26 protein-coding genes and 1 tRNA gene are annotated in these 24967 nt (G+C 62.9%); 17 read left to right on the top strand and 10 right to left on the bottom strand.

Annotation, left to right across the window (positions count from 1 at the left end):
* Window positions 1-76 precede the first annotated feature (76 nt).
* From panD to pcnB, 5 genes are all read right to left on the bottom strand, one after another.
* On the bottom strand, window positions 77-463 hold the full coding sequence (gene panD, locus ACZ6WW_RS03860; RefSeq protein ID WP_281848114.1) for an aspartate 1-decarboxylase: 387 nt from the start codon (window positions 461-463) through the stop codon (window positions 77-79).
* Between the two features lie 170 nt (window positions 464-633).
* Entirely contained in the window at window positions 634-1479 is an 846-nt protein-coding gene (gene panC / locus ACZ6WW_RS03855) for a pantoate--beta-alanine ligase (protein WP_465273052.1), read from the bottom strand.
* A 41-nt stretch (window positions 1480-1520) separates the two neighbouring features.
* Window positions 1521-2351: a 3-methyl-2-oxobutanoate hydroxymethyltransferase gene (gene panB / locus ACZ6WW_RS03850; protein ID WP_465273051.1), complete on the bottom strand. Its 831-nt coding sequence runs from the start codon at window positions 2349-2351 to the stop codon at window positions 1521-1523.
* Window positions 2352-2415: 64 nt separating this feature from the next.
* Window positions 2416-2898: a 2-amino-4-hydroxy-6-hydroxymethyldihydropteridine diphosphokinase gene (gene folK / locus ACZ6WW_RS03845; protein ID WP_465273050.1), complete on the bottom strand. Its 483-nt coding sequence runs from the start codon at window positions 2896-2898 to the stop codon at window positions 2416-2418.
* Window positions 2895-4256, bottom strand: coding sequence for a polynucleotide adenylyltransferase PcnB (gene pcnB, locus ACZ6WW_RS03840; protein ID WP_465273555.1), 1362 nt, complete (start codon window positions 4254-4256; stop codon window positions 2895-2897). The genes folK and pcnB overlap by 4 nt, the downstream gene beginning before the upstream one ends.
* 175 nt (window positions 4257-4431) lie before the next feature.
* Between pcnB and ACZ6WW_RS03835 the strand changes: the two genes are divergently transcribed.
* A tRNA-Glu gene (locus ACZ6WW_RS03835) sits at window positions 4432-4507 on the top strand.
* Window positions 4508-4555: 48 nt separating this feature from the next.
* Window positions 4556-4879 carry a ferredoxin FdxA gene (gene fdxA, locus ACZ6WW_RS03830; protein ID WP_281848110.1) on the top strand — a complete coding sequence of 108 codons (324 nt, stop codon included), beginning with the start codon at window positions 4556-4558 and terminating at the stop codon, window positions 4877-4879.
* An 86-nt stretch (window positions 4880-4965) separates the two neighbouring features.
* On the opposite strand, the gene ACZ6WW_RS03825 is transcribed toward fdxA, so the two are convergent.
* Entirely contained in the window at window positions 4966-5571 is a 606-nt protein-coding gene (locus ACZ6WW_RS03825) for a hypothetical protein (RefSeq protein WP_281848109.1), read from the bottom strand.
* A gap of 43 nt (window positions 5572-5614) precedes the next feature.
* Window positions 5615-6508: a 4-hydroxy-tetrahydrodipicolinate synthase gene (gene dapA / locus ACZ6WW_RS03820; protein ID WP_465273049.1), complete on the bottom strand. Its 894-nt coding sequence runs from the start codon at window positions 6506-6508 to the stop codon at window positions 5615-5617.
* An 85-nt stretch (window positions 6509-6593) separates the two neighbouring features.
* Between dapA and ACZ6WW_RS03815 the strand changes: the two genes are divergently transcribed.
* The 8 genes from ACZ6WW_RS03815 (at window position 6594) to ACZ6WW_RS03780 (ending at window position 13249) form a co-directional block, all read left to right on the top strand.
* Window positions 6594-7184, top strand: coding sequence for a glycine cleavage system transcriptional repressor (locus ACZ6WW_RS03815; protein WP_281848107.1), 591 nt, complete (start codon window positions 6594-6596; stop codon window positions 7182-7184).
* A gap of 228 nt (window positions 7185-7412) precedes the next feature.
* Window positions 7413-7874, top strand: a complete 462-nt coding sequence (locus ACZ6WW_RS03810; RefSeq protein WP_465273048.1) for a peroxiredoxin — start codon at window positions 7413-7415, stop codon at window positions 7872-7874.
* A gap of 127 nt (window positions 7875-8001) precedes the next feature.
* Window positions 8002-9381, top strand: a complete 1380-nt coding sequence (locus tag ACZ6WW_RS03805; RefSeq protein WP_281848105.1) for a PhoH family protein — start codon at window positions 8002-8004, stop codon at window positions 9379-9381.
* A 220-nt stretch (window positions 9382-9601) separates the two neighbouring features.
* The gene (locus ACZ6WW_RS03800) at window positions 9602-9928 is read left to right on the top strand and encodes a GIY-YIG nuclease family protein (RefSeq protein WP_465273047.1); all 327 of its coding nucleotides are present in this window, start codon (window positions 9602-9604) and stop codon (window positions 9926-9928) included.
* A 37-nt stretch (window positions 9929-9965) separates the two neighbouring features.
* Window positions 9966-10751, top strand: a complete 786-nt coding sequence (gene thiD / locus ACZ6WW_RS03795) for a bifunctional hydroxymethylpyrimidine kinase/phosphomethylpyrimidine kinase (protein ID WP_465273046.1) — start codon at window positions 9966-9968, stop codon at window positions 10749-10751.
* A 54-nt stretch (window positions 10752-10805) separates the two neighbouring features.
* Window positions 10806-11780 carry an aspartyl/asparaginyl beta-hydroxylase domain-containing protein gene (locus ACZ6WW_RS03790; protein WP_465273045.1) on the top strand — a complete coding sequence of 325 codons (975 nt, stop codon included), beginning with the start codon at window positions 10806-10808 and terminating at the stop codon, window positions 11778-11780.
* 58 nt (window positions 11781-11838) lie between these two features.
* Window positions 11839-12732: an RNA polymerase sigma factor SigJ gene (gene sigJ, locus ACZ6WW_RS03785; RefSeq protein WP_465273044.1), complete on the top strand. Its 894-nt coding sequence runs from the start codon at window positions 11839-11841 to the stop codon at window positions 12730-12732.
* Window positions 12733-12778: 46 nt separating this feature from the next.
* Window positions 12779-13249, top strand: a complete 471-nt coding sequence (locus ACZ6WW_RS03780; protein ID WP_281848100.1) for a carboxymuconolactone decarboxylase family protein — start codon at window positions 12779-12781, stop codon at window positions 13247-13249.
* A 60-nt stretch (window positions 13250-13309) separates the two neighbouring features.
* Here ACZ6WW_RS03780 and ACZ6WW_RS03775 read toward each other — a convergent pair whose 3' ends face one another.
* The 3 genes from ACZ6WW_RS03775 to grxC form a co-directional block, all read right to left on the bottom strand.
* Window positions 13310-14326 (bottom strand): isocitrate dehydrogenase, encoded by a 1017-nt coding sequence (locus tag ACZ6WW_RS03775; protein ID WP_465273043.1) that lies wholly within the window; start codon window positions 14324-14326, stop codon window positions 13310-13312.
* A 410-nt stretch (window positions 14327-14736) separates the two neighbouring features.
* Window positions 14737-15120 carry a carboxymuconolactone decarboxylase family protein gene (locus ACZ6WW_RS03770; RefSeq protein WP_281848098.1) on the bottom strand — a complete coding sequence of 128 codons (384 nt, stop codon included), beginning with the start codon at window positions 15118-15120 and terminating at the stop codon, window positions 14737-14739.
* The gene (gene grxC, locus ACZ6WW_RS03765; protein WP_281848097.1) at window positions 15117-15383 is read right to left on the bottom strand and encodes a glutaredoxin 3; all 267 of its coding nucleotides are present in this window, start codon (window positions 15381-15383) and stop codon (window positions 15117-15119) included. The genes ACZ6WW_RS03770 and grxC overlap by 4 nt, the downstream gene beginning before the upstream one ends.
* A 128-nt stretch (window positions 15384-15511) precedes the next feature.
* Between grxC and ACZ6WW_RS03760 the strand changes: the two genes are divergently transcribed.
* The 7 genes from ACZ6WW_RS03760 to lpxH all read left to right on the top strand — a co-directional run bounded on the left by ACZ6WW_RS03760 (window position 15512) and on the right by lpxH (window position 24645).
* Window positions 15512-17137 carry a M48 family metalloprotease gene (locus ACZ6WW_RS03760; RefSeq protein WP_465273042.1) on the top strand — a complete coding sequence of 542 codons (1626 nt, stop codon included), beginning with the start codon at window positions 15512-15514 and terminating at the stop codon, window positions 17135-17137.
* Between the two features lie 148 nt (window positions 17138-17285).
* On the top strand, window positions 17286-17975 hold the full coding sequence (gene phoB, locus ACZ6WW_RS03755; RefSeq protein WP_281848095.1) for a phosphate regulon transcriptional regulator PhoB: 690 nt from the start codon (window positions 17286-17288) through the stop codon (window positions 17973-17975).
* Between the two features lie 95 nt (window positions 17976-18070).
* A complete protein-coding gene (phoR, locus tag ACZ6WW_RS03750; RefSeq protein ID WP_465273041.1) occupies window positions 18071-19336 on the top strand; it encodes a phosphate regulon sensor histidine kinase PhoR in 1266 nt (421 codons plus the stop codon).
* 73 nt (window positions 19337-19409) lie between these two features.
* Window positions 19410-21515: a polyphosphate kinase 1 gene (gene ppk1, locus ACZ6WW_RS03745; RefSeq protein ID WP_465273040.1), complete on the top strand. Its 2106-nt coding sequence runs from the start codon at window positions 19410-19412 to the stop codon at window positions 21513-21515.
* A 59-nt stretch (window positions 21516-21574) separates the two neighbouring features.
* The gene (locus ACZ6WW_RS03740; RefSeq protein WP_281852786.1) at window positions 21575-23092 is read left to right on the top strand and encodes a Ppx/GppA phosphatase family protein; all 1518 of its coding nucleotides are present in this window, start codon (window positions 21575-21577) and stop codon (window positions 23090-23092) included.
* Window positions 23093-23183: 91 nt separating this feature from the next.
* On the top strand, window positions 23184-23900 hold the full coding sequence (locus ACZ6WW_RS03735; RefSeq protein WP_281852785.1) for a peptidylprolyl isomerase: 717 nt from the start codon (window positions 23184-23186) through the stop codon (window positions 23898-23900).
* 7 nt (window positions 23901-23907) lie between these two features.
* The gene (lpxH, locus tag ACZ6WW_RS03730) at window positions 23908-24645 is read left to right on the top strand and encodes a UDP-2,3-diacylglucosamine diphosphatase (protein ID WP_465273039.1); all 738 of its coding nucleotides are present in this window, start codon (window positions 23908-23910) and stop codon (window positions 24643-24645) included.
* The last annotated feature ends 322 nt before the right edge of the window (window positions 24646-24967 follow it).

Here is a 24967-nt window from a genome sequence, read left to right as displayed (position 1 = left end):
GCAGTAAACGCTAAATGGTCAATAGAAAAAGCAACGCTTCTTCCATTGACCGTTCACTGTTGACCGTTTACCGCCCTCAGGCAGCTGCCATCTGCTTCGGAATCGAGCGATTGGTATGCGAAATGCGGTTGTCCGCATCGACATACACCAGCATCGGCTGGAACTGCTCGACTTCGGCTTCGGACAACTGGGCGAACGCGGCAATGATGACCAGATCGCCCGGCTGCGCGCGGTGCGCGGCACTGCCGTTGACCGAGATGATGCCCGAGCCTTCCTCGGCACGCAGCGCATAGGTGACGAAGCGCTTGCCGTTGTTGATGTTCCAGCAGTGGATCTGCTCGTACTCGCGGATGCCCGACGCATCGAGCAGCAGACCGTCGATCGCGATCGAGCCTTCGTAATGGAGCTCGGCATGGGTCACCGTGGCACGGTGGATCTTGGCCTTGAGCATGTTCAGATTCATGACAGACATTCCAGCAGGAACAGCCCTGCGTAACGGGAAATTATCCAACCGACGAACCAGTCGCCGCAACTTACTCTCTCTGGGCCCCTACGTGGGGGCGGGGCGCGAGGGTTCAATATCGGAGCAAGACCCGGGCCGAAAGGCGGCCCAGGCGGCTCACGAAAGGTCGCTCAATCGAACAGCAGGTTGTCGATCAGCCGGGTGGTGCCCAGGCGGGCGGCAATCAGGGCCACCAGCCCACCGGTCTCGCCATCGGCCGGCTCGGCAAGGTCCTCGGCGCGGCGAATGGCCGCATAGTCCGGCTCGAAACCGGCACGCTGCAGCTTGGACGCCGCGGCCTGTTCCACCACGCGCCAGGCATGTCCCTTGCCGATCAGCTCGCGCATCTGCAACAGGGTGGCGTGAATCTGCGTCGAAAGCTCGCGCTCGTCCCGCGACAGATACTGGTTGCGGGAACTGAGTGCCAGGCCGTCGTCCGCGCGCAAGGTGGCGCCAGCCATCACTTTTACCGGCAACGAGAGGTCGCGAACCATCCGCTCGATCACCTTGAGCTGCTGGAAATCCTTCTGGCCAAACACCGCCAGATCCGGCTGCACCAGGTTGAACAGCTTGCACACCACCGTCGCCACACCATCGAAATGACCCGGGCGATGTGCACCTTCGAGGGTTTCGGTCAGTTGCGGCACGTGCAGGCTGACGCTGTTGGCCGGGCCGAACGGATACATCGTGGCCACTTCCGGGGCGAACAGGACGTCACAGTCGGCCTCGGCCAGGCCGGCCTGGTCCTGTGCCAGGGTACGCGGGTAGCGCTCGAAATCCTCGTTTGGCCCGAACTGGGTCGGATTGACGAACACGCTGGCAACCACACGGTCGGCACGAGCACGGGCCAGCTTGATCAGCGAGTAGTGACCCGCATGCAGGTTGCCCATGGTAGGCACCAAACCCACGGTCTGGCCCTGATTGCGCCAACCGCGAACGGCGGCACGCAGGGCCGCGGCGTCTTGCACTGTCTGCATAAAGGAGTCGCTTTACTCTTAAAAAATGGGCCCGGCGCGAGCTAGTTGAAGCCGTGTTCCGGTGCCGGAAAGGCACCACTGCGTACGTCCTGTACATAGGCGGCAATGGCCGCCGCTACAGAATCGCGTCCTGCGAGGAAATCCTTGCTGAATTTGGGACGCTTGCCGGGCGTAATGCCCAGCATGTCGTGCAATACCAGTACCTGGCCATCGCAATGCGGACCGGCACCGATGCCGATGGTCGGGATCGATATGGCCTGGGTAATCCGCTCACCCAGGGCCGTCGGGATGCCCTCGAGCACCACGATGGCCGCGCCGGCCGCTTCGACCGCCAGCGCTTCCTTGACCAAACGTTCGGCGGCTTCTTCTTCGCGGCCCTGGATACGGAAACCGCCAAACTTGTGTACCGACTGCGGCGTCAGCCCCAGGTGGGCACAGACCGGAATGGCCCGTACGGTCAGCGCCTGGATGCCGTCGAGAATATGCGGCGCCGCACCCTCGACCTTGACCATCGCCGCACCACCCTCACCCACCAGGCGCGCACCGGCTTCCAGCATATGCGCGACATCGCGGTCGGCCATGAACGGCAGATCGGCTACCAGCAAGGTCGCATTCAAGCCACGCGCGACGATGCTGGTGTGATAGACCATGTGGTCCAACGTCACCGGCAGGGTGCTGCGATGCCCCTGCACCACCATCCCCAAGGAGTCGCCGACCAGCGCGACATCGACCCCGGCGGCCTCGAGCTGCCAGGCGAAGCTGGCGTCATAGGCGGTCAACATGACGATTCGCCGCCCTTCCGCTTTCATCGCGCGCAGACCCGGCACGGTAACCGGCTTGCGATCGGATGCGTTGGCGTTCTGAACGTACACGTGAATTCCTTCAGAGTCAGCTAAACAGCGAAGTAGCCATTATCCGGCGCGCAGCCATAACGGCTCAAGGCAATAACGTGCATTCCGAGCTATCGACAGCCGCCAGCAACTCGCCGACCGTGCCAGCTCCGGGCACTTGGAGGTCAGGCGCGAGATCGTTGAGCGGCAACAGGACGAAGGCACGTTCGGCCATGCGTGGATGCGGCAAGGTCAGTCGCTCGTCACTCAATGTCACGCCCGACATATGCAGCAGATCCAGGTCGAGCGTACGCGGACCCCAACGCTCACCATCACGGACGCGACCGGCGGCGCGCTCGATCGTCAACAAGGCATCGAGTAGTTCGTGCGACGCCAGCGGCGTCTCGATCGACACGGCAGCGTTCACAAACGATGGCTGTTCAAGCACGCCCCAGGGCGGCGTGCTGTAAAGACGCGACCGCGCCAGCACCCGTGTCCCAGGCAACCGCGCCAGCGCGTCGATGGCATCCAGTATGTGTTGACGCGAATCGCCCAGGTTGCTCCCCAGGCCGATAAAAGCCTGGTTCACGAGGCGTCCGGTTTGCTCTTGCGGCGGCGACGGCGCTTGCGCGGCTTGGCCGCTGCCTGACTGGCCGATGCCTGCGGCGGCGCTTCGGTCACGGCTGCACTGCCCGATAACGCCGCAGCCAAGGTCTCATGCGGCAACTTCTGCGCGTGGTCCCACCACTGGCCGAGCTCGCGAATCGCCGGCGATTCACCCGCACGCAACAGCAGGAAATCGAACGCGGCGCGGAAACGCGGATGCGTCATCAAACGGAAGACGCGCTTGCGCTGTACTTGCTCGAAGCGCGGCTGCAGCGACCAGATCTCTTCCATCGTGAAAGTGAAACGGCGCGGAATCGCCACGCGTTGGCACTGCTCGGCCACGACGTTCATCGACGCACGCGACCAGGCTTCGTTGCTGTCGACGCCCTTGGCCATCCAGGCATGCGCAAGATCGCGCACCTCGCCCCAGAGCAGCACCGCGAACAGGAACGCCGGCGTGACCGACTTGCCTTCGGCGACACGCTCGTCGGTGCTCGACAGCCCTTGTTCGATCAGGGAACGCAAGGCGTCGTCGCCGCGCTTGAGCGCGCGCGCCGTGGCCGGGAACATGAAACGCAGCAAACCGCATTGCTCGAGCATGCGGAAGCTCTTCAGACCGTGGCCGGCCAGGAACAGCTTCAGCGACTCGTCGAACAGACGCGCCGGTGCCGCATCGGCGAGCAACGGCCCGAGATCGTCGAACGGCGCCGACGCAGCCGCATCGATACGGAAATTCAGCTTGGCGGCCAGGCGAACGGCACGCAGCATGCGGACAGGATCTTCGCGATAACGCGTTTCCGGGTCGCCGATCAGATGCAGCACCCGGTCCTGGACGTCCTGTACACCGCCGACGTAGTCGCGCACCGAGAAATCGCTGATGTCGTAGTACAGCGCGTTGACACGAAAGTCGCGGCGCACCGCATCTTCCTCGATCGTGCCCCAGACGTTGTCGCGCACGATGCGGCCGTCGACGACGTGGCGATCGCCATCGTTGGCGACGCCCTCCTCACCGGTGCCGCGGAAGGTCGCCACCTCGATGATTTCCGAGCCGTAGACGACATGCGCCAGGCGAAAGCGGCGACCGATCAGGCGGCAGTTGCGAAACAGCTTCTTGACGTCTTCGGGCGTCGCATTGGTAGCGACGTCGAAATCCTTCGGATGGCCGCCAAGCAGCAGATCGCGCACAGCACCGCCAACCAGGTAGGCGGCGTAGCCAGCCTCGTTGAGCCGATAGAGCACACGCAACGCCGCCTTGCTGATGTTCTTGCGCGAAATCACATGCTGCTCGCGCGGAATGATGCGTAACGCAGGCGTGGCGTCGTTCTCGTTCCTTGCTTTCAAGTTCAAGCGATGTGGATCCTTGCAACCATAAAGACGGGCCCCTGAGCCCCGGAAGAGGTGGCTCCCGGTGCACGCCAGAGGCGTTGCCGGGGGCCTTTTTAGGTTCGTTCCGCAGCGCCAACGGGCATTGCCGGGCCGAACATTTCCGTTATACTACCGCGCTCCGGTGCATTTCGCTCCCTTCGTCTAGTGGCCTAGGACACCGCCCTCTCAAGGCGGGAACACGAGTTCGAACCTCGTAGGGAGCGCCACATCCCGGCCTGGCACGGGCCAAGAGCTTCAAAAAGGCGCGCCGCCACATGACCTTTGTCGTCACCGACAACTGCATCAAGTGCAAATACACCGACTGTGTCGAAGTCTGCCCGGTCGATGCCTTCCATGAAGGCCCCAATTTCCTGGTGATCAACCCGGACGAGTGCATCGACTGCACCTTGTGCGAGCCGGAATGCCCGATCAACGCGATCTATCCGGAAGATGATGTGCCCGCCGGGCAAGAAGGCTTCGTCGCACTGAACGCCGAACTGGCCCGCGACTGGCCGGTCATCACCGAGCGCAAGGACGGCCTGGCCGACGCCAAGGAGTGGGAGAACAAGCCGGATAAGCTGGGCTTGCTACAGAGATAAAAAAAACCGGGCATCGCCCGGTTTTTTTTTATGCAGTGTGAGGAGCAAAAGCTTGTACTCCTCACTCCTGACTGTTGACCCCTAACTCACTTGGCGCCCATGCGCGACTTGAGCGTGTCGATAACCTTGGACACCGCGCCGGCATCGCCCTGTGCGCGCACTTCGGCGGCGGTCTCGCCACTTGCGGACACGACCAACTGCACCTGATGCGGCTTGGCGCCCGGGGCGCTGGACGAATCGGCTGCGCCATTGTCCGACTTGCCGTGAAACAAGCGGCCAATGAAGCCACGCTTGGGGGCCGGATTGTCTGAAGCAACCACGCTCAGCGTGTAGCTGTGCGTTGCGTCGTCATGCGAGAGCACCTGGCCGATATCGCCGTGCTCCAACGCCTGACCCACGCGCTGATAGGTCGCGTCGACCGTATCGGTCATCACGAAGCCGTCAGCGATCACGCCGCCGCCCGGACCGAACTTGGCGGTGGCGCCGTTGGGCGTCGGAGCGTTGGCACCCGGCTCCGGAATCACCAGCGCGGCACTGGTCGAGGGCGTATCGAGGCCCGGCGGAATCTCCAGCGGCGACTCCTGCTTGGCGGTCTCCCACTGTTTGTGCGAACGAAACATGCCGCAGCCGGACAACAGCAAGGCAGACATCGCCAGGATCGGCAGGGCCACAACGAGCGGGGTTTTCTTCATGAAGTCGGGTTCCGGTAAAAGTTTTTTATATCGAGCAGGAGATTCAGGCGGCATCCGCCAAGGATGCCAGACCCGCCAGTGCCGCGAGTATGCGTGCACGGTCGGGGCCGTCTTCCAATTCGACCAAAGGCAGGCGTAAACCCGCGGTGCCCAGCCCCAGCGAAGGCAGCCCTGCCTTGACGGCGATAGGGTTGGGCGCACAGTTAAGCGCTTCGATCAGCGGCATCAGCCCGGCATTGTGACGCTCGGCGGCCGTCTTGTCGCCCCGGGTCGCCGCATCGCAGAACGCGCGGAACGCCTTGGGTACAAGATTGGCCACTACCGAGATCACCCCCGCCGCGCCGCCCAGCATGGCCTTGCAGGCCGTACCGTCGTCGCCGGTGAGATAGACGAAATCCGGGCGCACAAGTTCCGAGATCGCACGGATGCGTTCATCGGAACCCACCGCTTCCTTGATGCCGATGATCCCCGGATGCTCGCACAGGCCGGCCACAGTGGCCGGAAGCACGTCGCAGCCGGTCCGGCTGGGAACGTTATAGAGCACCACCGGCAGGCCGCCCTGCTCGGCCACTTCCAGAAAATGGCGACGCAGACCTTCCTGGGTGGGGCGCACGTAATAGGGGGCCACCACCAGGGCGGCATCGGCGCCCAGTTCACGGGCGCGACGGGTCAGCGCCACGGTCTTGCTGGTCGCCGCTTCGCCGGTACCGGCGAGCACGGGAATACGTTTGGCGACGCGTTCCACCGCGTAGCTCAACAGCTGCTCGTACTCGTGATGGTCGAGCATATGCGCTTCGCCGGTGGAACCGGCGACCACCACGGCCTCGGTGCCGTCCGCGATCTGATAATCGAGCAGGCGACCGAAAGCGGGCAGATCAAGTGCACCGTTCGCCGTAAACGGCGTCACCAGCGCACAGATGCTTCCACGAATGTTCAAGGCTGACTCCGCCTAAATCCAAGCCATGCATGTTACTTGCGGGCTTGCTGGGGCGGCAAGTAAGCTGGTTGGACGCCCTTAAGTCATGCCGCGTCGAGCGGGAGAACAGCACTTGAACCGTCCCTCCACGCGTACCGGTAACGATCATCAGCTGCTGATCCAGACGCTTACCCCTGCCTCCCGCACGCCGCTGCAGGCCCTCGCCCGCCGCATCACCGATGCCGGCTGCAACCTGGCCGATGCCCGGGTGTCGAGCCTGGGCCCGGACACCTCCATCACCGTGCTGGCGACTGGCGCCTGGGATGCGATCGCCAAGCTGGAGACTGCGCTGGCCAAGCTGGCGCGCGAGGAAGACTGGCATCTGAGCCACTACCGCACCGGCCAGGGCGAGGACGACGCCGATGCGCAGCTCCTGCCCTATCTGGTCGAGGTGATCTCGATGGATCGGCCGGGCATCCTGGCCAAGATCGTGGAATTTTTCGATCGCCGCGCGATCAGCGTCGAACAGTTGAGCTCGATGCGCTACCGCGCCATGCAGACCGGCACCGCGATGTTCCAGGCGCAGATCACTATCGGCATTCCGGCCCAGACGCATATCGCCGCCTTGCGCGACGATTTCTTGGAGTTCTGCGACGGCCTGAATCTGGACGCCATCATGGACCCAGTGAAGTTCTGAGAATGCTCCCAGGGTGATCGCTCCGCAAGAGCTGTTATCTGTCCCGGATCGCGCTAGTCTTTGCCCCAAGGCATCACACAGGAGGGGCGCGCATGCGGGTCCGAAGATCGAGCGATATCCATCGCACGATGTCCAACACCCTCCCGCGCCATCGACTCCGTCGTCACGATGTCTTTTCTCTGATTTATACACATAGCCGTGGCCGCCCCAGGTCGCGCAGGAGAATCCATGCCTGAAATCGGCAAGAAAGTACCCAAGCTGAAAGCTCTTACCGGCGACGGTAGCGAACTGAAGCTCGACAGTCTCAAGGGAAAGTGGGTAGTGGTGTATTTCTACCCCAAGGACAGCACGCCCGGTTGCACCACGGAAGCGAAAGACTTCCGCGATCTGTATCCGAAGTTCCTCAAGCGCAACGCCCAGATCGTTGGCGTGTCGCGCGACTCGGTGAAGTCCCATGCCAACTTTGCCACCAAGCAGGAGCTGCCGTTCCCCCTCGTTTCCGACCCCGACGAAACCTGGTGCCAGGCCTTCGATGTGATCCACGAGAAGGTGCTGTATGGAAAACGTCACATGGGTGTCGTACGAAGTACCTTCCTGATCGACCCTGAAGGCAAACTCGTGAATGAATGGCGTCAAGTGAAAGTCCCCGGCCACGCGCAAGCTGTGCTCGACGCAATCCCGGCGAAGTGACCCAACGGCATCGTCACTTCCCGTTCCACCGGCCCGCTGCCCGCGGGCCGACTGGCCGCCATGGCCAGACACTCGCGACGACTCCGTCGCGATTCCTCCAACTGCGACTTAAGCGAGGCACTTCCGCATGACCGGAAGCAAGCGCATTTACGCTCTCGACACCAACGTTCTGCTGCACGACCCCACGTCGCTGTTCCGTTTCGAAGAACACGACGTATTCATTCCGATGACAGTTCTGGAGGAGCTGGACGAAAAGAAAAAAGGCGCCTCGGAAGTTTCCCGCAACGGCCGCCAGGTCAGCCGGTTTCTCAATGAGCTGATCGTCCGTGGCAACGGCCACGGCATCAGCAACGGCCTGGAACTGACCAACCCGGAAGGCGTCACGCTCAAACGCGGCGGCGCGGTGGGGCGATTGTATTTTCAGCAGCGCACCAGCAACGGACACGGCAAGGCGGACAACCAGATCCTGTCCGCGGTGATCGAGCTGCAGGAACAGAACCAGGACCGATCGGTCATCCTGGTGACGAAAGACATCAACCTGCGCATCAAGGCCAAGATCTATGGCATCGATGCAGAGGATTATGAAAACGATCGCGCGCTCGACGATTTCGCCCTGCTCTATACCGGCGCCACGGAGCTGGGTGAAGATTTCTGGGACAAGCATCCGGAAGTTCAATCGTGGAACGAACGAGGCCGTACGTTCTACAAAGTCGATCGCCACGAAAGCGAGGACTGGTACGCCAACCAGTGTCTGTTCCTGCCTGGGGAAAACGCCGTCGAACTTCGCGTGCTGCATGTCGACGATGTCAAAGCCACCCTGGTATTGCTGGATGACCACAGTCACGCCAATCACAGTGTCTGGGGCATCGCCGCGCGCAACCGTGAACAGAACTTCGCACTGAACGTGCTGATGGATCCCGATGTCGATTTCGTCACCCTGCTCGGCACCGCCGGCACCGGCAAGACGCTGCTCGCGCTGGCCGCCGGCCTGGCCCAGGTGATGGATCAGCAGCGCTATCGCGAAATCATCATGACGCGTGCCACGGTGTCGGTTGGCGAGGACATCGGTTTTCTGCCGGGTACCGAAGAAGAGAAGATGACGCCGTGGATGGGGGCGCTTACCGATAACCTGGAAGTGCTGGCCAATCCGGAAGAGGGCGGCAGTTGGGGGCGTCAGGCGACCAACGACCTGCTGGCATCGCGCATCAAGATTCGTTCGCTCAACTTCATGCGTGGACGGACCTTCCTGTCGCGTTATCTGATTATCGATGAAGCGCAGAACCTGACACCGAAGCAGATGAAGACCTTGATCACGCGTGCCGGCCCGGGTACCAAGATTGTTTGCCTGGGTAACGTCGAGCAGATCGATACGCCGTATCTGACTGAGACGACGTCTGGTTTGACGTATGCGGTGGACAGGTTCAAGCATTGGGAGCATTCGGCGCATATCACGTTGCGGCGTGGTGAGCGGTCGAGGTTGGCGGATTTTGCTTCTGAGGCTTTGTGAGTTTGGGGCCGGGGCAGCTTTCACCGTTCCGGCTTTTTAGATGACAAGGAAGACCGGCTTGCGCCTGTACAGAAAGCCAAATGTTGATAGCAGCATCTATCACCACTGATGCCACTGGGTCCCGGCCTGCGCCGGGATGACGATCAAAAGGTAGGTATTCGGTAGTCACCTTACCTACTCGTCATTCCGGCGCAGGCCGGAACCCAGTGGAGATCACGCCATGGAAAGGCGGCAACCTTGTGTTTACATGATGGCGAGCCGGCGCAATGGCACGCTTTATATAGGCGTGACCAGCGATCCGATCAAACGCGTCTGGCAGCATAAGAACAACGTTGCCGATAGCTTCAGTCGACGCCATCGAGCGCATACGCTCGTCTGGTATGAACTGCACGAAACCATGGAATCTGCGATCCTGCACGAGAAACGACTCAAGGGTTGGCACCGTGTATGGAAAGCTCGCCTTATTGAAGGCGAGAATCCGGAGTGGACCGATCTTTATTCGACACTGATGCCACTGGGTTCCGGCCTGCGCCGGAATGACGAGTAGGTAGGTAAGCTGACCGCAATTCAATTTCAAATCCCTCATGCCCAAAGCCCCCCCACCCATCGCCCTAACCATCGCCGGCTCCGACTCAGGCGGCGGCGCCGGTATCCAGGCCGATCTGAAAACCTTCCACGCCCGTGGCGTGCACGGCCTGTCCGTCATCGCCGCCATCACCTCGCAAAACACCCGCGGCGTCACCGCAGTGCATGCCGTACCGCAGGCACATATCCGCAGCCAGATCGCCGCCGTGTTCGACGACTTCCCCATCGGCGCCGTAAAGACCGGCATGTTGGGCAGCGCCGCCATCACTCGGCTGGTCGCACAAGAGATGCAACGGCGGCAGCCGTCATGGCTGGTGGTCGACCCGGTAATGATCGCCACCAGCGGTGCGCGCCTACTGGACGAGGACGCCGTCGAAGCGATGGTCCAGGAACTGATTCCGTTGGCGGACATCCTGACTCCCAACATTCCCGAAGCCGAAGCCCTGCTCGGCTGGTCGATTCGCAAGCCGGCGGATTTCGATCGTGCCGGCCTGGCGCTGCTCGAACTTGGCGCCAAGAGCGTGCTGCTCAAGGGCGGCCATGCGGGCGGTCGTACGGTCATCGACCACTTTTACGACGCGCGCGGGGTACTCGAACTCCACCACCCCCGGCTCAAGCTCGAAGGCCATGGCACGGGCTGCACCTTGGCCTCGGCCATCGCAGCGGAGCTGGCCAAGGGGCGCACGCCGCGCTCGGCGGTGCGGAGCGCGGCAACCTACGTCCACCAGGCCCTGCAGCGCGCCTATCGCCCTGGCGGCGGAAGCGTCCACGTCCTGGGACACTGAACGGCCTGCGACATCGTTGAATCCGCCCCCTTGTCCGGCCGGAGTAGAATAGCCATGTATCTGTCGCCCCCTGGCCTGGTCCCACTGATGCTTTCGCCCCGACTCATCCTGTTGATCGTCTTCGCGCTGTTTGTTCTGTGCGTGCTGCTGGTGCACCTGCGCGGACGGGCGCGACTGCGCTTCGATCGCCAGCTGGTGGATCACTCGGCGATCTTTGCGCCGTACAACCTGCTGATGTACGCGTTCTCCGCCGTGCCGGCACGCCCTATTCTGGATCGCCGCGGCTTTCCCCAGCTCGATCTGTTGCAGGCCAACTGGCAGACCATTCGCGAAGAGGCGATGCATCTTTTCGACGAGGGCTATATTCGCGCTGCCGAAAAGCACAACGACGCCAGCTTCAACAGTTTCTTCAAGCAGGGCTGGAAGCGTTTCTATCTGAAGTGGTACGGCGAGCCGTTGGCCTCCGCCGAATCGCTGTGCCCGAAGACGGTCGAACTGCTGCGCTCGATTCCCAGCGTCAAGGCAGCGATGTTCGCGTTGTTGCCGCCGGGCAGCAAACTCAATCCGCACCGCGATCCGTTCGCCGGCTCATTGCGCTATCACCTGGGCCTGATCACGCCCAACTCCGATAACTGCCGCATCATCGTCGACGACCAGGAACACGTATGGGGCGACGGCAAGGACGTAGTGTTCGACGAGACCTATGTGCACTGGGCCGAGAACCGTAGCGACCAGACCCGCGTGATTCTGTTCGCCGACGTGGAGCGCCCGCTGCGCACGCGTTGGATGAATACGATCAATCACCGCGTCGGCGCTTTCATGGGCAAGATCACCGCCTCGCCCAATACCGAGTCGCCGGAAGAGAAAACCGGCTTCGTCAACCAGATGTTCGCCTTGAATCAGCGTAGCCGCGAACGTAGCCGCGCGTTCAAGAAAAAATATCCGAAGCTTTTTCGTGTGGCGAAGTACGCCGGTATTGTCTTGGTGATCTGGCTGGTGTTCCTGGCGCCCTACCCCTTCTTTCGCTGAGACGGTCACGTTTCACGTGAGTCGTGCGTCCTGGGACTATCCACCCTAGGAGTATCCGATGGACGCACAAACCGCATTGTTCCAGCAGCACCGTCCACGCCTGTTCGGGCTGGCTTATCGGATGCTGGGCACGCCGGGTGACGCGGAAGATGTGCTGCACGATGCGTGGCTGCGCTGGCATGAACAGGACACCGCGCTGCTGGACGACCCCGAAGCCTGGCTGGTCACGGTCACCACGCGGCTGGCGCTGGACCGCCTGCGTCGCGCCAAGACCGAACGCCAGCACCATGTCGGTCCCTGGTTACCCGAGCCGCTGATCGCCGAAGAGGAAGAACCGCAGACCAGGGCCGAGCGCGGCGAAAGTCTGCAGATATCCTTTCTGTTGATGCTGGAGCGACTGAGCGCCGAGGAACGGGCCGCCTTTCTGCTGCACGACATCTTCGACTACAGCCATGCCGAGGCGGCCGCCATGCTCGGCATCGCCGAAGACGCCTGCCGACAACGCGCACATCGTGCGAAACAGCGCCTGCGTGAAGGTCGCCCGCGTTTCACCCATGCACCCGAGACGCAGCAACGTCTGCTGGAAAAGTTCATGCAGGCCATGCAGCAGCCTACGCCCGATGTGCTCAAGAGCCTGTTCGCCGACGATGTGATGATGCTGGCCGACGGCGGTGGCCGCGCCACCGCTGCACTGCGTCCGCTGCAAGGCAGTGACCGCGTCGCCCGGCTCTATACGCAGATCGCCGCGCGCTATCAGACGGTGGAGGCGGTACACCGCCTGCAGTGGCTCAACGGTGCTCCGGCCCTGCTGACCTGGGTCGAGGGCGAACTGGCGACGGTGATGTGGATCGAAACCGATGGGGAGCAGATCGTGGCGATCCAGTCCCTGCGCGACCCGCTCAAACTGGCCCGGCTGAAAGCTGTCACGCCCAGCCCGGGTCGTGCGTCCTAGAGATGAAGCCAAGCACTTTGGCCCCACAACTCACAGGAGACATCCCATGTCCAAGCGCCTCGACTACAACAAATTTCCCAGCATTCTCAAGCCTTTGTTCGCCATGGCCGGGCAGCTGCGCCATAGCGGCCTCGAGCAGCCGCTGATCGAGCTGGTGCTGCTGCGCGTATCGCAGATCAATGGCTGCGCTTTCTGCATCGACATGCACACGAAGGATGCGCGTGCGGGGGGCGAAACCGAGCAGCGCCTGTATCTGGTGCAGGTCTGGCGCGAGGCCGCCTCGATGTACAGCGAGCGCGAGCGTGCCGCCCTGGCCTGGGCCGAGGCCGTGACGAAACTCGGCGAGCACGGCGTGTCCGACGACGTCTACGAGCAGGCCACCGCTGCGTTCAGCGACGAGGAACTGGTCCATCTCAATATGGCGGTGGTGATGATCAACAGCTTCAACCGCTTCGGCATCACCTTCCAGTCCGAACCCGGGCACTACCAGCCGGCGCAGGCCAAGCTCGCTTCCTGATCGTTACGCAAAGAAAAACCCCTCCGCATGCGGAGGGGTTTTTGTGGGTGAAACCTGGGATCAGGCGGCTTTGACGCGCTTGACGATCGCCTCGCCAAAGCTTTCCGTGCTGCCTTTGCCACCGAGGTCCGGCGTGACGTGGTCACGGTCGTTGGCCATGGTGTCGCGGATGGCTGCGCGGATCTTGCTGCCCTTCTCGACCATGCCTAAGTGATCGAGCATGTCGGCGGCGGCCAGCAGCAGCGCACACGGATTGGCGATGCCCTTGCCGGCGATGTCCGGAGCAGAGCCGTGCACAGCCTCGAAGATCGCCGCGCTCTCGCCGATGTTGTCGCCCGGTGCGAGACCGAGGCCGCCGACCAGGCCAGCGCAAAGATCGGAAAGGATGTCGCCGAACAGGTTGGTGGTGACGATCACGTCGAACTGCTCGGGCTTCATCACCAACTGCATGCAGGTGTTGTCCACGATCATTTCGTTGAACTCGATCTGCGGATATTCCTTCGCCACTTCACGCGCGATATTCAGGAACAGGCCCGAACTCGTCTTCATGATGTTGGCCTTGTGCACCGCCGTGACCTTCTTGCGACCCTTCTTGACGGCCATCTCGAAGGCATAGCGCACGATGCGCGTGCTGCCCTTGCGGGTATTGCGAATGATCGACTGCGCCGTCTCGCCGTCTTCGGACAGCGTCTGACCCTCGGCCAGATACGCACCTTCGGTGTTCTCGCGCACGGTGATGATGTCGATATTGTCGTAACGCGCCTTGGTGCCCGGGAAGCTGATCGCCGGACGCACGTTGGCGTACAGATCGAAATGGCGACGCAGGGTTACGTTGATCGAGGTGAAGCCACCGCCGATCGGCGTGGTCAGCGGCCCCTTGAGCGCCACCTTGTGCTTGGCGATCGCCTCCAGCGTGGCGGCCGGCAACAGATCGCCGTGCTTGTCGAGCGCGACCATGCCCGCTTCGACAACGTCATAGCTCAGGCCGGTGTCCAGGGCATCGAGAACGCGCAACGTGGCATTCATGATCTCCGGACCGATACCGTCGCCCGGGATCACGGCAATGGTTTTGCTCATCGGGGGAACTCCTCAAACGGAAGGGGGAAGCTGATCAGGCGGCAAAGGCTTCAGGCGCCTGCATAACCTAACGATTATCGCCGATGCGTCTGCGCCGGAACAGTGCGGACGCGTGGTGAGGCGTTGCAAATCCTCGTATGCAGCGTCAAGCAAACTCGAACGGGCGCCCTGCCCCTGCCGTTATTGCAGGAACAGATTTCAGGGAACCTCCAATACCCTCTGTTTCCATCGTCGCCCCGGCAAAGGCCGGGGCCCAGTGTCTTCAGCACGTTGAAGCGTAAGGCACTGGGTCCCGGCCTTCGCCGGGACGACGGATAGGAGAGAATTTAGGGCTTTTCTTCAGTCGCGAGCGCCCGTGACGTAACTGCGCTGTCGCAACTGAAGTTGCCCCAACAGCTCCTATCAAACCCTCAGGCGTGATCGGCGCAATTTTCCGCGCCAGCGGCCGTACCGCCTTCCAACTGATCCAGGAAATCCACGCCACGGCGCAGATGGGGGATCACGATCGAGCCACCCACCACCAGCCCGACGCTGAAGGTTTCGAAGAACTCTTCCCGGGTCACGCCGGCCTCGACGCACTGGGCAATGTGGTAGCTGATGCAGTCGTCGCAGCGCAGCACCATCGAGGCCACCAGGCCCAACAGTTCCTTGGTCTTCACGTCCAGGGCGCCGGGCTTGTAGGTCTGAGTGTCCAGCGCGAAGAAACGGCGGATGACCTGATTGTCTTCGCCCAGGATCCGCTCGTTCATGCGTTGGCGGAAAGCGGTGAACTCGGCGACGCGATCCTTGCTCATGCAGCCTGCCCCAGCAGTTCGGCCAGCTTGCCGCTACGGTCGGCCGCCACCAGGTCGTCAAAGCCACCGACGTGCTGATCGTTGACGAAGATCTGCGGCACCGTACGGCGACCGCCGCTGCGCGCCAGCATGGCGTCGCGTTGTGCGGGATCGGTGTCGATGCGCACTTCGCTCCACTCCAGCCCCTTGGACTTGAGCAGGTTCTTGGCAGCGACACAGTAGGGGCAAACCGCGGTCGAATAGACCTCAATCTTGGTGGACACGACGCACACTCCGGAAGAGCTGTAGATAGCCCGCTTTATGGGGCAAAAAGGGCAAAAATCAACCCGGCGGCGGCTGAACCGTTACGCCGGGCGGTTGTCTCAAATGGTATTGTCGCTCACCTATGCGCATGGCACCACGCTCCCTGACCGTACGACTTCTTACGACCCTGATCTGCGCCGGCCTCGCCCTGAGTGCCGGTGCCCAGGAGGATCCCACGCGCCTGCCCGACCTGGGCAGCTCGGCCAACGCCTTGATCTCCCCGCAGGAGGCCCAGGACTACGGCGCCGCCATGTTGCGCCAGATGCGCGCGCTGGACATGGTCATCGACGACGCCATGCTCGACGACTATATGAACGACCTGGGTCACCGCCTGGCCGCCAATAGCGCCAAGCCCAAGGATCATTTCTCGTTCTTTATCGTCAAGGACCCGGTGATCAACGCCTTTGCGGCGCCCGGCGGCTATATCGCGGTCAACTCCGGCCTGATCGTCATCACCCGCAGCGAAAGCGAGCTGGCCGGGGTGATTTCTCACGAAATCGGTCATATCACCCAGAACCATCTGGAACGCGCCTTCGAAGCATCGAAAAAGGACGCCCCACTGCTGGCCCTGGTACTGCTCGGCGCGATCGCCGCCGGTGCAGGCGCCGGAGCGGGCGACGGCGCCGCGGCGGTGCTCGCCGGCGGCCAGGGGTTGATCATGCAGCGGCAGATCAACTTCACCCGCAAGGACGAGGTCGAAGCCGACCGCGCCGGCATCCAGACGCTGTCCAATTCAGGCTATGACCCGAACGCGATGGCCGATTTCTTCGAGCGCATGCAGGACACCATGCGCGTGGGTTCGGGTGGCGACCGCGACGTGCCCGAATTCCTGCAGACCCATCCGGTCACGCTATCGCGCATCAGCGACGCCAAGTCGCGCGCCGGCACGCTGATCGCCCAGCAAAAGCTGAAACCCAGCCATACCACCCTGGTCAAGGATCAGTGGGAAAAATCCACCGCGCCGATCATCTACGTGAAGGACCCGACCACCCTGCTCAAGGGTTCGTCCAAGACCGATCTGGACACCTACCTGCTGATGCGCGAGCGCATTCGCGTGCTGTCCGGCGATGCCTTGCAGCTGAGCACCTACTACGGCGACAACCTCGCCAGGGACAAGACATTCGATACCCCGGAAAACCATTACGGTTACGCGCTCTCGTTGACCCGCAGTGGCCGTGGCACGCTGGCTGCCGAGCAGATGCAGAAGCTGCTCAAGACCTATCCGGGTAATCAGATCCTGCAGATCGGCCTGGCCGACGCGTACCTGCAATCGGGCCAGCGGGGTGCGGCCTTGTCGCTGTATGCCGAACTCAACCGGCTGTCGCCGCGCAATCGCGCGATCGCGCTGGGCTATGCGCAGGCGCTGGTGGCCGGCAACAGCGACGATGCCATCCAGGCGGCCAATATGTTGCGCCCGATGCTGGACGATACCGATGAGCCGACGGTGTATCGCACCTACGCACGCTCCAGCGAAAAAGCCGGCGACCCCGTCCGGGCCGGCGAAGCCTATGCCGATGCCAGCTACCTGTCGGGGCGCCCGTTCGACGCCATGGAGCAGCTCAAGCGCCTGCTCAAGCGCCCGGATCTCGACTACTACGCCCGGGCCCGTATCCAGGCCCGGATTACCGAGCTGACCCCGCTGGTGATGGAGCTGCGTAAACGCCGGGTACAGACCGAAGACAACCCTTCCGGACGCGATCAGCAGCTGAACTGACCCGCTGAGCTCGGAAAACCCCAAAAACGGAATCGTTACCCAGCCTCAAAATCTGCTTATTTTTGTCAAAAAGTGCCGCTTGTCATTGTCGCGTAACATTGGATCGTTGCAATAATTGCGTCATAGGCCTCTCAAGCGGATCACCAGCGTGCATAAACGCATACTTATCGTCGAAGACGAAGCCTCGATCCGCGACATGGTCGCCTTCGCCCTGCGCAAGGCTGGCATGGACGCGGCGCACGCCGCCGATGCCCGCGCTGCCCAACTGGCGATAGCCGAACAAGTCCCCGATCTGATCCTGCTCGACTGGATGCTCCCGGGCACCAGTGGCTTGGAGCTGGCTCGCCGCCTGCGCAAGGAAGAGCTCAGCCGCGAAATCCCGATCATCATGCTCACCGCCCGAGGCGAGGAGATGGACCGGGTGAACGGGCTGGAGGCAGGCGTGGACGACTACGTGGTCAAGCCCTTCTCCACCCGCGAGCTGGTCGCCCGTATCAAGGCGGTGCTGCGTCGCAGCCAGGGCGACGACGGCTCGGGCCTGGTCGAACTGGGCGGCCTGCGCATCGATGGGCCGGCCCATCGCGTGTTTGCCGGCGACGACGCCGTGCCGATCGGTCCGACCGAATACCGCCTGCTGTATTTCTTCATGACCCATCCCGAGCGTGTGTACTCGCGCGCGCAGCTGCTCGACCATGTCTGGGGCGGCAGCGTGTATGTGGAGGAGCGCACGGTCGACGTGCACATCCGCCGTCTGCGCAAGACGCTCGAACCGTGGAAGCTCGATGACATGGTGCAAACCGTGCGCGGTGCCGGCTATCGCTTCTCCGCCAACACCTGAGGGCTGCGCTGCCGTGCCGGCTCGCTCGACTCGGCAGCTTGCTTTCCTTGAGTGCACTGCCGATGCTTGAGCGTCCCAAGCCCAGGCAGCGCTACATGCTCGAACCCGCCCATCGCTGGAAACTTGCCATAGCACTGGCCGCTGCGTTGTTTTTCGGCGGCGCGATCGGCTGGTTCGCGGGCGGGCATGTCGCAACTGGCGTGGCTATTGTCGCTATTGCGGAAATCGTCTTTTTGCTGACTCGAATTCGTCATGAAACACAGCTCATGATGACATCTGTCCCCGGCATCAGCCCTTTGCAGCATGACCGTTTCATGACGCGTTCTCGTCGTATCGCCTCCAGTTTGCGTGATCTGCGCAGCGCCGCCGGCAGCCTTCCGGATGCCGTCGTGTTGCTGGACGGTCATCAACATGTCCGCTGGTTCAACCACGCGGCGGAGGACCTGCTTGGCCTGCGCCGCCCGCATGACCGCGGCGCGGACCTACATCAGCGCCTGAGCACTACCGAACTGGCCGGTTGGCTGGAAGACGGCGCGCACGAGCCGCTCAACGATGTCGCGGCTCCAGGCCATCCCAACCGCCATATCAATGTGACGCTGCTGCCGTTCGGCAGCAACCAGCGTCTGTTGCTGGCGCGCGATATCAGTCACATGACACGGCTGGAACAGATTCGCCGCGACTTCGTCGCCAACGTTTCGCACGAACTGCGTACGCCGCTGACGGTGATCCACGGCTATCTCGAGTTGATCGATCCGGAAGACGTGCCGGAACTGGCACCGGTGCTCGGCGAAATGCGTGCGCAGTCCAAGCGCATGGGCCAGATCGTCGAAGACCTGCTCACGCTGTCGCGTCTGGAAACGCAGGAGCACATCAGCGAAGAACGCGTGCCGATGACGCCGTTGATGGCGACCATCCGCAAGGAAGCCGAAGCGCTCAGCCAAGGCCGGCATCGCATCACGCTCGAGTCGACCGCCGAGGCCGACCTGCTCGGTTCGTCCAAGGATCTGCACAGCGCGCTGTCCAACCTGGTCAGCAACGCCGTGCGCTACACACCCACCGGCGGCAGCATCACCATCCGCTGGCGGCGCACGCCTGAAGGCGCGACCTACTCGGTGACCGACACCGGCTTCGGCATTCCCGCGACGCATCTGGCTCGCCTGACCGAACGCTTCTATCGCGTATCGTCCAGCCGCTCGCGCGACAGCGGCGGTACCGGTCTGGGGCTGTCGATCGTCAAGCACGTGCTGAACCTGCACCAGGCGCGCCTGGACATCCAGAGCGAACCGGGCCAGGGCTCGACCTTCTCGTGCAGCTTCAGCCACGAGCGCCTGCTCAAGCCCGGCGGCAACGACGAGAGCTGACCGTCGCTGAACGGCCATCACGTTTACGGCACTGCGGCATGTACGTGAAAGCTGCTTAGGCCAGAATGGCGTCATGCGCCGTAAACCCGAAACACCCTCGCCCACCGCCGACCGCTCCGCACCTGAGCTCTACCTCAGCCGCGAACTCGCCGCACTGGAATTCAATTTCCGCGTGCTGGCGCAGGCGCGCGACGAACAGATTCCGGTCCTGGAACGGCTGCGCTACCTGAGCATCGTGGTCAACAACCTCGACGAATTCTTCGAGGTGCGCGTGGCGATGCTCAAGCATCACCACTATTACGGCTCGGCAGCCCCCGGCCCCGACGGCATTTCCTCGGGCGAGCTGTTAACGCGCATTCGCAAGCGCGCGCTCGAACTAGTGGCCGAGGAATACATCACCTGGCAGGACGAGCTGGGGCCTGCACTGGCGCGCGAGGACATTCACTTTCTCACGCGCGACCGCTGGAGCGACCGCCAGCGTCGCTGGCTGCAGGGCTATTTCGAAAACGAAGTGATGCCGGTGCTGTCCCCGCTGGGGCTGGATCCCGCGCATCCCTTCCCGCGCATTCTCAACAAGACGCTGAACCTTGCCGTGGTGCTGAAGGGCCGCGATGCATTCGGGCGCGAAGGCCATATGGCCCTGCTGCGCGCGCCGCGTTCCTTGCCGCGCATCATCCGCATGCCCGATGAAGTCTGCGATACCGGCGACAACTACGTGTTTCTCGCCGAGTTGCTGCAGGCGTTCGTCGACTTGGTCTTCCCCGGCTTCAAGGTCGCCGGTTCGTATCAGTTCCGCGTCACCCGCAACAGCGAGCTGGTGGTCGAAGAGGCCGAGGTGGACAACCTGGCGCGCGCGCTCAGCGAGGAACTGCTCGGCCGTGGCTATGCGCGGCCGGTGCGGCTGGAGATCGGCAGCGATTGCCCCAAGGCGATCGTGTCCATGCTGACGGCCAACTTCGAACTGGAAGACACCGACGTCTACCGCTGCAACGGCCCGGTCAATATCATTCGTGCCGGCATCATCTACGACCAGCTCGACCGCCCGGAACTGAAGTTCCCACGCTTTACCCCGCAGTTACCGCACGCCTTCGACGACGTCAAATGCAAGTTCGACGTGCTGCGCCAGCGCGATGTATTGATGCATCACCCCTACGAATCGTTCGCCGTGGTGGTCGACCTGCTGCGGCAAGCGGCGCAGGACCCGAACGTGCTGGCGATCAAGCAGACACTCTATCGCGCCGGCGTGGATACGCCGCTGGTCGACCTGCTGGTCGAGGCGGCGCGCAACGGCAAGGACGTCACCGTGGTGATCGAGCTGCGTGCGCGCTTCGATGAAGAGGCCAATATCCGGCTTGCCACGCGCCTGCAGGAGGCCGGCGTGCAGGTCGTCTATGGCGTGGTCGGATACAAGACGCACGCGAAGGCCCTGTTGATCGTGCGCCGCGAGGGCGACACGCTGCGCCGTTACGTGCACCTGTCCACGGGCAACTATCACCAGGCCAATAGCCGCGCCTATACCGACATCGGCCTGATGACGTCCAACCCGGATATCGGCGAAGACCTGCACAAGATTTTCCAGCAGCTCTCGGGCCTGGGCCCGATGATCGAACTCAAGCGCCTGTTGCATTCGCCGTTCACGCTCTACAAGAGCGTGATGGAAAAAATCGAACGCGAGACCCAGCATGCACAGGAAGGCAAGCCGGCTCGCATCGTCGCCAAGCTCAATGCGCTCAACGAGGCGCATGTGATCGAGGCGCTGTATCGCGCATCGCAGGCTGGCGTGGAAATCGACCTGATCGTGCGCGGTGCCTGCACGCTCCGCCCCGGTCTGCGCGGTGTCTCCGAGCGCATTCGGGTGCGTTCGATTGTCGGACGCTTTCTCGAGCACAGCCGCGTGTACTGGTTCGCCAACGATGGCGCGCCGGAAATCTATTGCGCCAGTGCGGACTGGATGGAACGCAATCTCATGCGCCGCATCGAGATCGCCTTCCCGATCCTCGATCCCGAGCTGGCGGCACGCGTCTACAACGAAACGCTGGCCAATTACCTGAGCGACAACACCCAGGCATGGCTGCTCGGCAGCGATGGGCACTACCAACGTGCACAGCCCGGCGACGCCATACCGCACAACGCGCAGCAGATCTTGCTGGAAAAGATTTGCCCCACGACCAAAGTGTGAGCTTCGTCTTCACTCGCCTACGTGCGAGAATCGGCAACTTGTAGCCACAAGAGCCACGTATGAGCCAAGGCGATCAGATTCAGATCAAAGACGGCGAACTGATCGCCGCCGTGGATATGGGCTCGAACAGCTATCACATGGTGGTGGCGCGGGTGGAACATGGCGAACCCCGCGTGATCGACCGCCTGCGTGAAACCGTGCGCATGGCCGCCGGCCTGCGTGCCGATGGCACCCTGGACGCCGAACACCGTGCCCGTGCGCTCAACTGCCTCGCGCGCTTCGGCCAGCGCATCGCCGGCGTGCCCTCGATGCGCGTGCGCGCCGTGGCCACCAACTCGGTGCGCCGTCTCGCTTCGCCGCAAGCCTTCCTGACCGCCGCCGAAAGCGCGCTGGGGCATCCGGTGGAAATCGTCTCCGGCCGCGAAGAAGGCCGCCTGATCTTTCTCGGCGCCTCGCACGACCTGCCCTCTTCACGCGAAAACCGGCTGGTGATCGACGTCGGCGGCGGCAGTACCGAATTCATCATCGGCCGAGGCCTGGCGCCGATGCAGACCGAAAGCGTGCAGGCCGGCTGTATCGCCTCCACCATGCGTTTCTTCCCCGGTGGCAAGCTCAATCGCAAACGCTGGCAGAAGGCGCTGGGCGAGATCGGCGTGCTGCTGCAACAGTTTGCCGAGGAATACCGCGAGGCGGGCTGGCTCGACGCTTATGGCTCATCCGGTACCGCCAAGGCCATCGGCTCGGTGGTCCAGGCCATGAAGTTTTCCGATGACGGCATCACGCCGGCCTCGCTGGCTTCGTTGCGCGAGGCTTTGCTCGCCCAAGGCCAGATCAGTGCCTTGAAGCTGCCCGGGCTGGCCGAGGACCGTGCGCCGGTATTGGCCGGTGGCGTAGTGATTTTCGAAGCGGCGTTTGCCGCCTTGGGTATCGAGCGCATGCGCATCTGCGAAAGCTCGATGCGCGAAGGGCTTCTATGGGATCTGCTTGGCCGTGCCGGCGGCAGCGATCCGCGTACGGCCAGCATCGATGCGTTGGCGGCGCGGTATGGCGTGGACCGGGCACAGGCGCGGCGCGTCGAGTCGACCGCCCTGCTGTTGTTCGATCAGGTAGCCAAGGCGTGGAAGCTCGACGGCGAGGCACGCGAATGGCTTTCCTGGTGTTCGCGCGTGCACGAAATCGGCCTGGCGATTGCCCATAGCCAACACCATCATCACGGCGCCTATATCCTGCGTCACGCCGACCTGGCCGGTTTCTCGCGGCAGGAGCAGCAATTGCTTGCGGCGGTCGTGCAATCGCATCGGCGCAAACCGGACAAGGCGCTGTTCTCGGCGTTGCCCCAGCGCTATCGCGTGCTGGCCCGCCATGTCACGGCCCTGTTGCGCCTGGCGGTGCTGTTCCGCCGCGCGCGGCGCGCCGAATCCCTGCCGCAGATGCGCCTGGCCGCGACCAGCCAGCGCTTGCGCCTGAGCCTGCCCGCCGATTGGCTGGAGCAGCATCCGCTGACCGAGGCGGACCTGGAGCAGGAACGTGCGCCGATGGCCGATCTGGGAGCGCGGCTGGAGCTCGACACGTTCTGAGCCGTGCCAACGCGCTCTTAAAGTGCGCTTAAGCCACATCGCGCTCAGTGCCGCGTATCATGGACGGATGTCTCACGCCGCCCGATCCGTTATGCACCGACTCCTGCTTGCCACGTTATCGCTGATGCTGCCGCTTGGCCTGGCCGCGCAAACCGCCAAACCCGCGGCGACCGCCCTCGATACCCAGCCGCATCCGCAGGTGGCGATCCACACCTCGCAGGGCGATATCACCCTGGAGCTCTACCCGGACAAAGCGCCGAAAAGCGTGGCCAACTTCCTGCAGTACGTGCGCGACGGCTTCTACAGCGGCACGGTGTTGCATCGCGCCATTCCCGGCTATCTGGTGCAAGGCGGCCTGTATACGCGCGAGCTGCAACCCAAGCGCACGCACTCGGCCATTCCCAGCGAAGCGGATAACGGCCTGTCCAACCTGCGCGGTACCGTGGCGGTGGCGCGAGGTGCGGATCCGAACTCCGGTACGGCGCAGTTCTTCTTCAACCTGGTCGACAACCGCCGGCTGGACTATGCCGGCAACCAGAGCGGCCTGACCTGGGGCTATGCGGTCTTCGGCAAGGTGATCAAGGGCATGGATGTGGTCGACAAGATCGCCGCCCTGCCCACCCGCGGCCAGGGACCGTTCGCCAGCGACGTGCCCAATCCGCTGGTCGTCATCAACAGCGCCAACGTCGTGGGCGAGGAAGCTGCCGCGCCCGTTGCCACGCCGGTGACCGCACCAGCCGCCCCTGCATCGACGCCCACGCCGCCACCGCCCGCCAAGAAGCCCGCCAAAACCAAGAGCAAAGGCTAAAGGCCGCATGACTACGCTGTTCATCGCCGACCTGCATCTGGACGACGCGCGTCCGCAGATCACCGAGCTGTTCGAACGCTATCTTGCCAGCGACGAAGCGCGGCAGGCGGATGCCTTGTACATACTCGGCGACCTGGTCGAAGCGTGGATCGGCGACGACGACGATGCGGAACTGCCGCAACGCATCGCGCATGCAACGCGCGCGTTGAGTGATAGCGGCGTACCGGTCTACTTCATGGTCGGCAATCGCGATTTCCTGTTGGGCGCGGATTTCGCCAAGCGCGCCGGTCTCACGCTATTGGACGACGGCACCGTGCACGACCTGTATGGCCGTCCGACACTGTTGATGCATGGCGATGTGCTGTGTACCGATGACGTGGCCTACCAGACCGTACGCAAGCAGGTGCGCACGCCCGAATGGAAGGCCAATATTCTCGCCATGCCGCTGGCAGCCCGTCGTGCGTTCGCCGCCAAGGCGCGCGAAGACAGCCGTGCGCATACCGGCAGCACGATGGAAACGATCATGGACGTCAATGCCGATGCCGTCGCGCAGACGATGCGTGCGGCTGGCGTCGATCGGTTGATTCATGGGCATACGCATCGGCCGGCGGTTCATCGGTTCGATGTCGACGGTAAAGCCGCCGAGCGTATCGTGCTGGGGGATTGGTACGAGCATGGGTCGGTGTTGCGTGTGGATGCCGATACGGCGGAGTTGCGTGGATTGAGTGTGGCGTCGGGCGCGTAACTCGATCGCGCTGACAAACGCTCTGGCAATTGACACGCTGCCTCCATCCTTTGCCTCTCTCCCACTTACTTCGTCATTCCGGCCTTCGCCGGAATGACGAGTTGGAAGTGTTGCCGAACACTCATCCTCTCTCCGCCAGATACGCAAAAAGCCCCTCGGGCTTCGTTGTGCGTTCGGTTACGTGACGCTCGGGATTGTGAGGTCCATCCATGGACCTCACCCCTACGCGCTACGCGCTTCGGGGCCAGCCTTCGGCTGTCCAATTTTGTTCCAGACAATTTTGTCGACTGCGGAGGCAGAATGCCGGAGCGAACATCGGCGC

This window comes from Dyella sp. NPDC103356 (genome assembly GCF_055584465.1).
The sequence above is the reverse complement of the archived record's forward strand: the minus strand, read 5'-3'. Positions and strand labels throughout refer to the sequence as shown.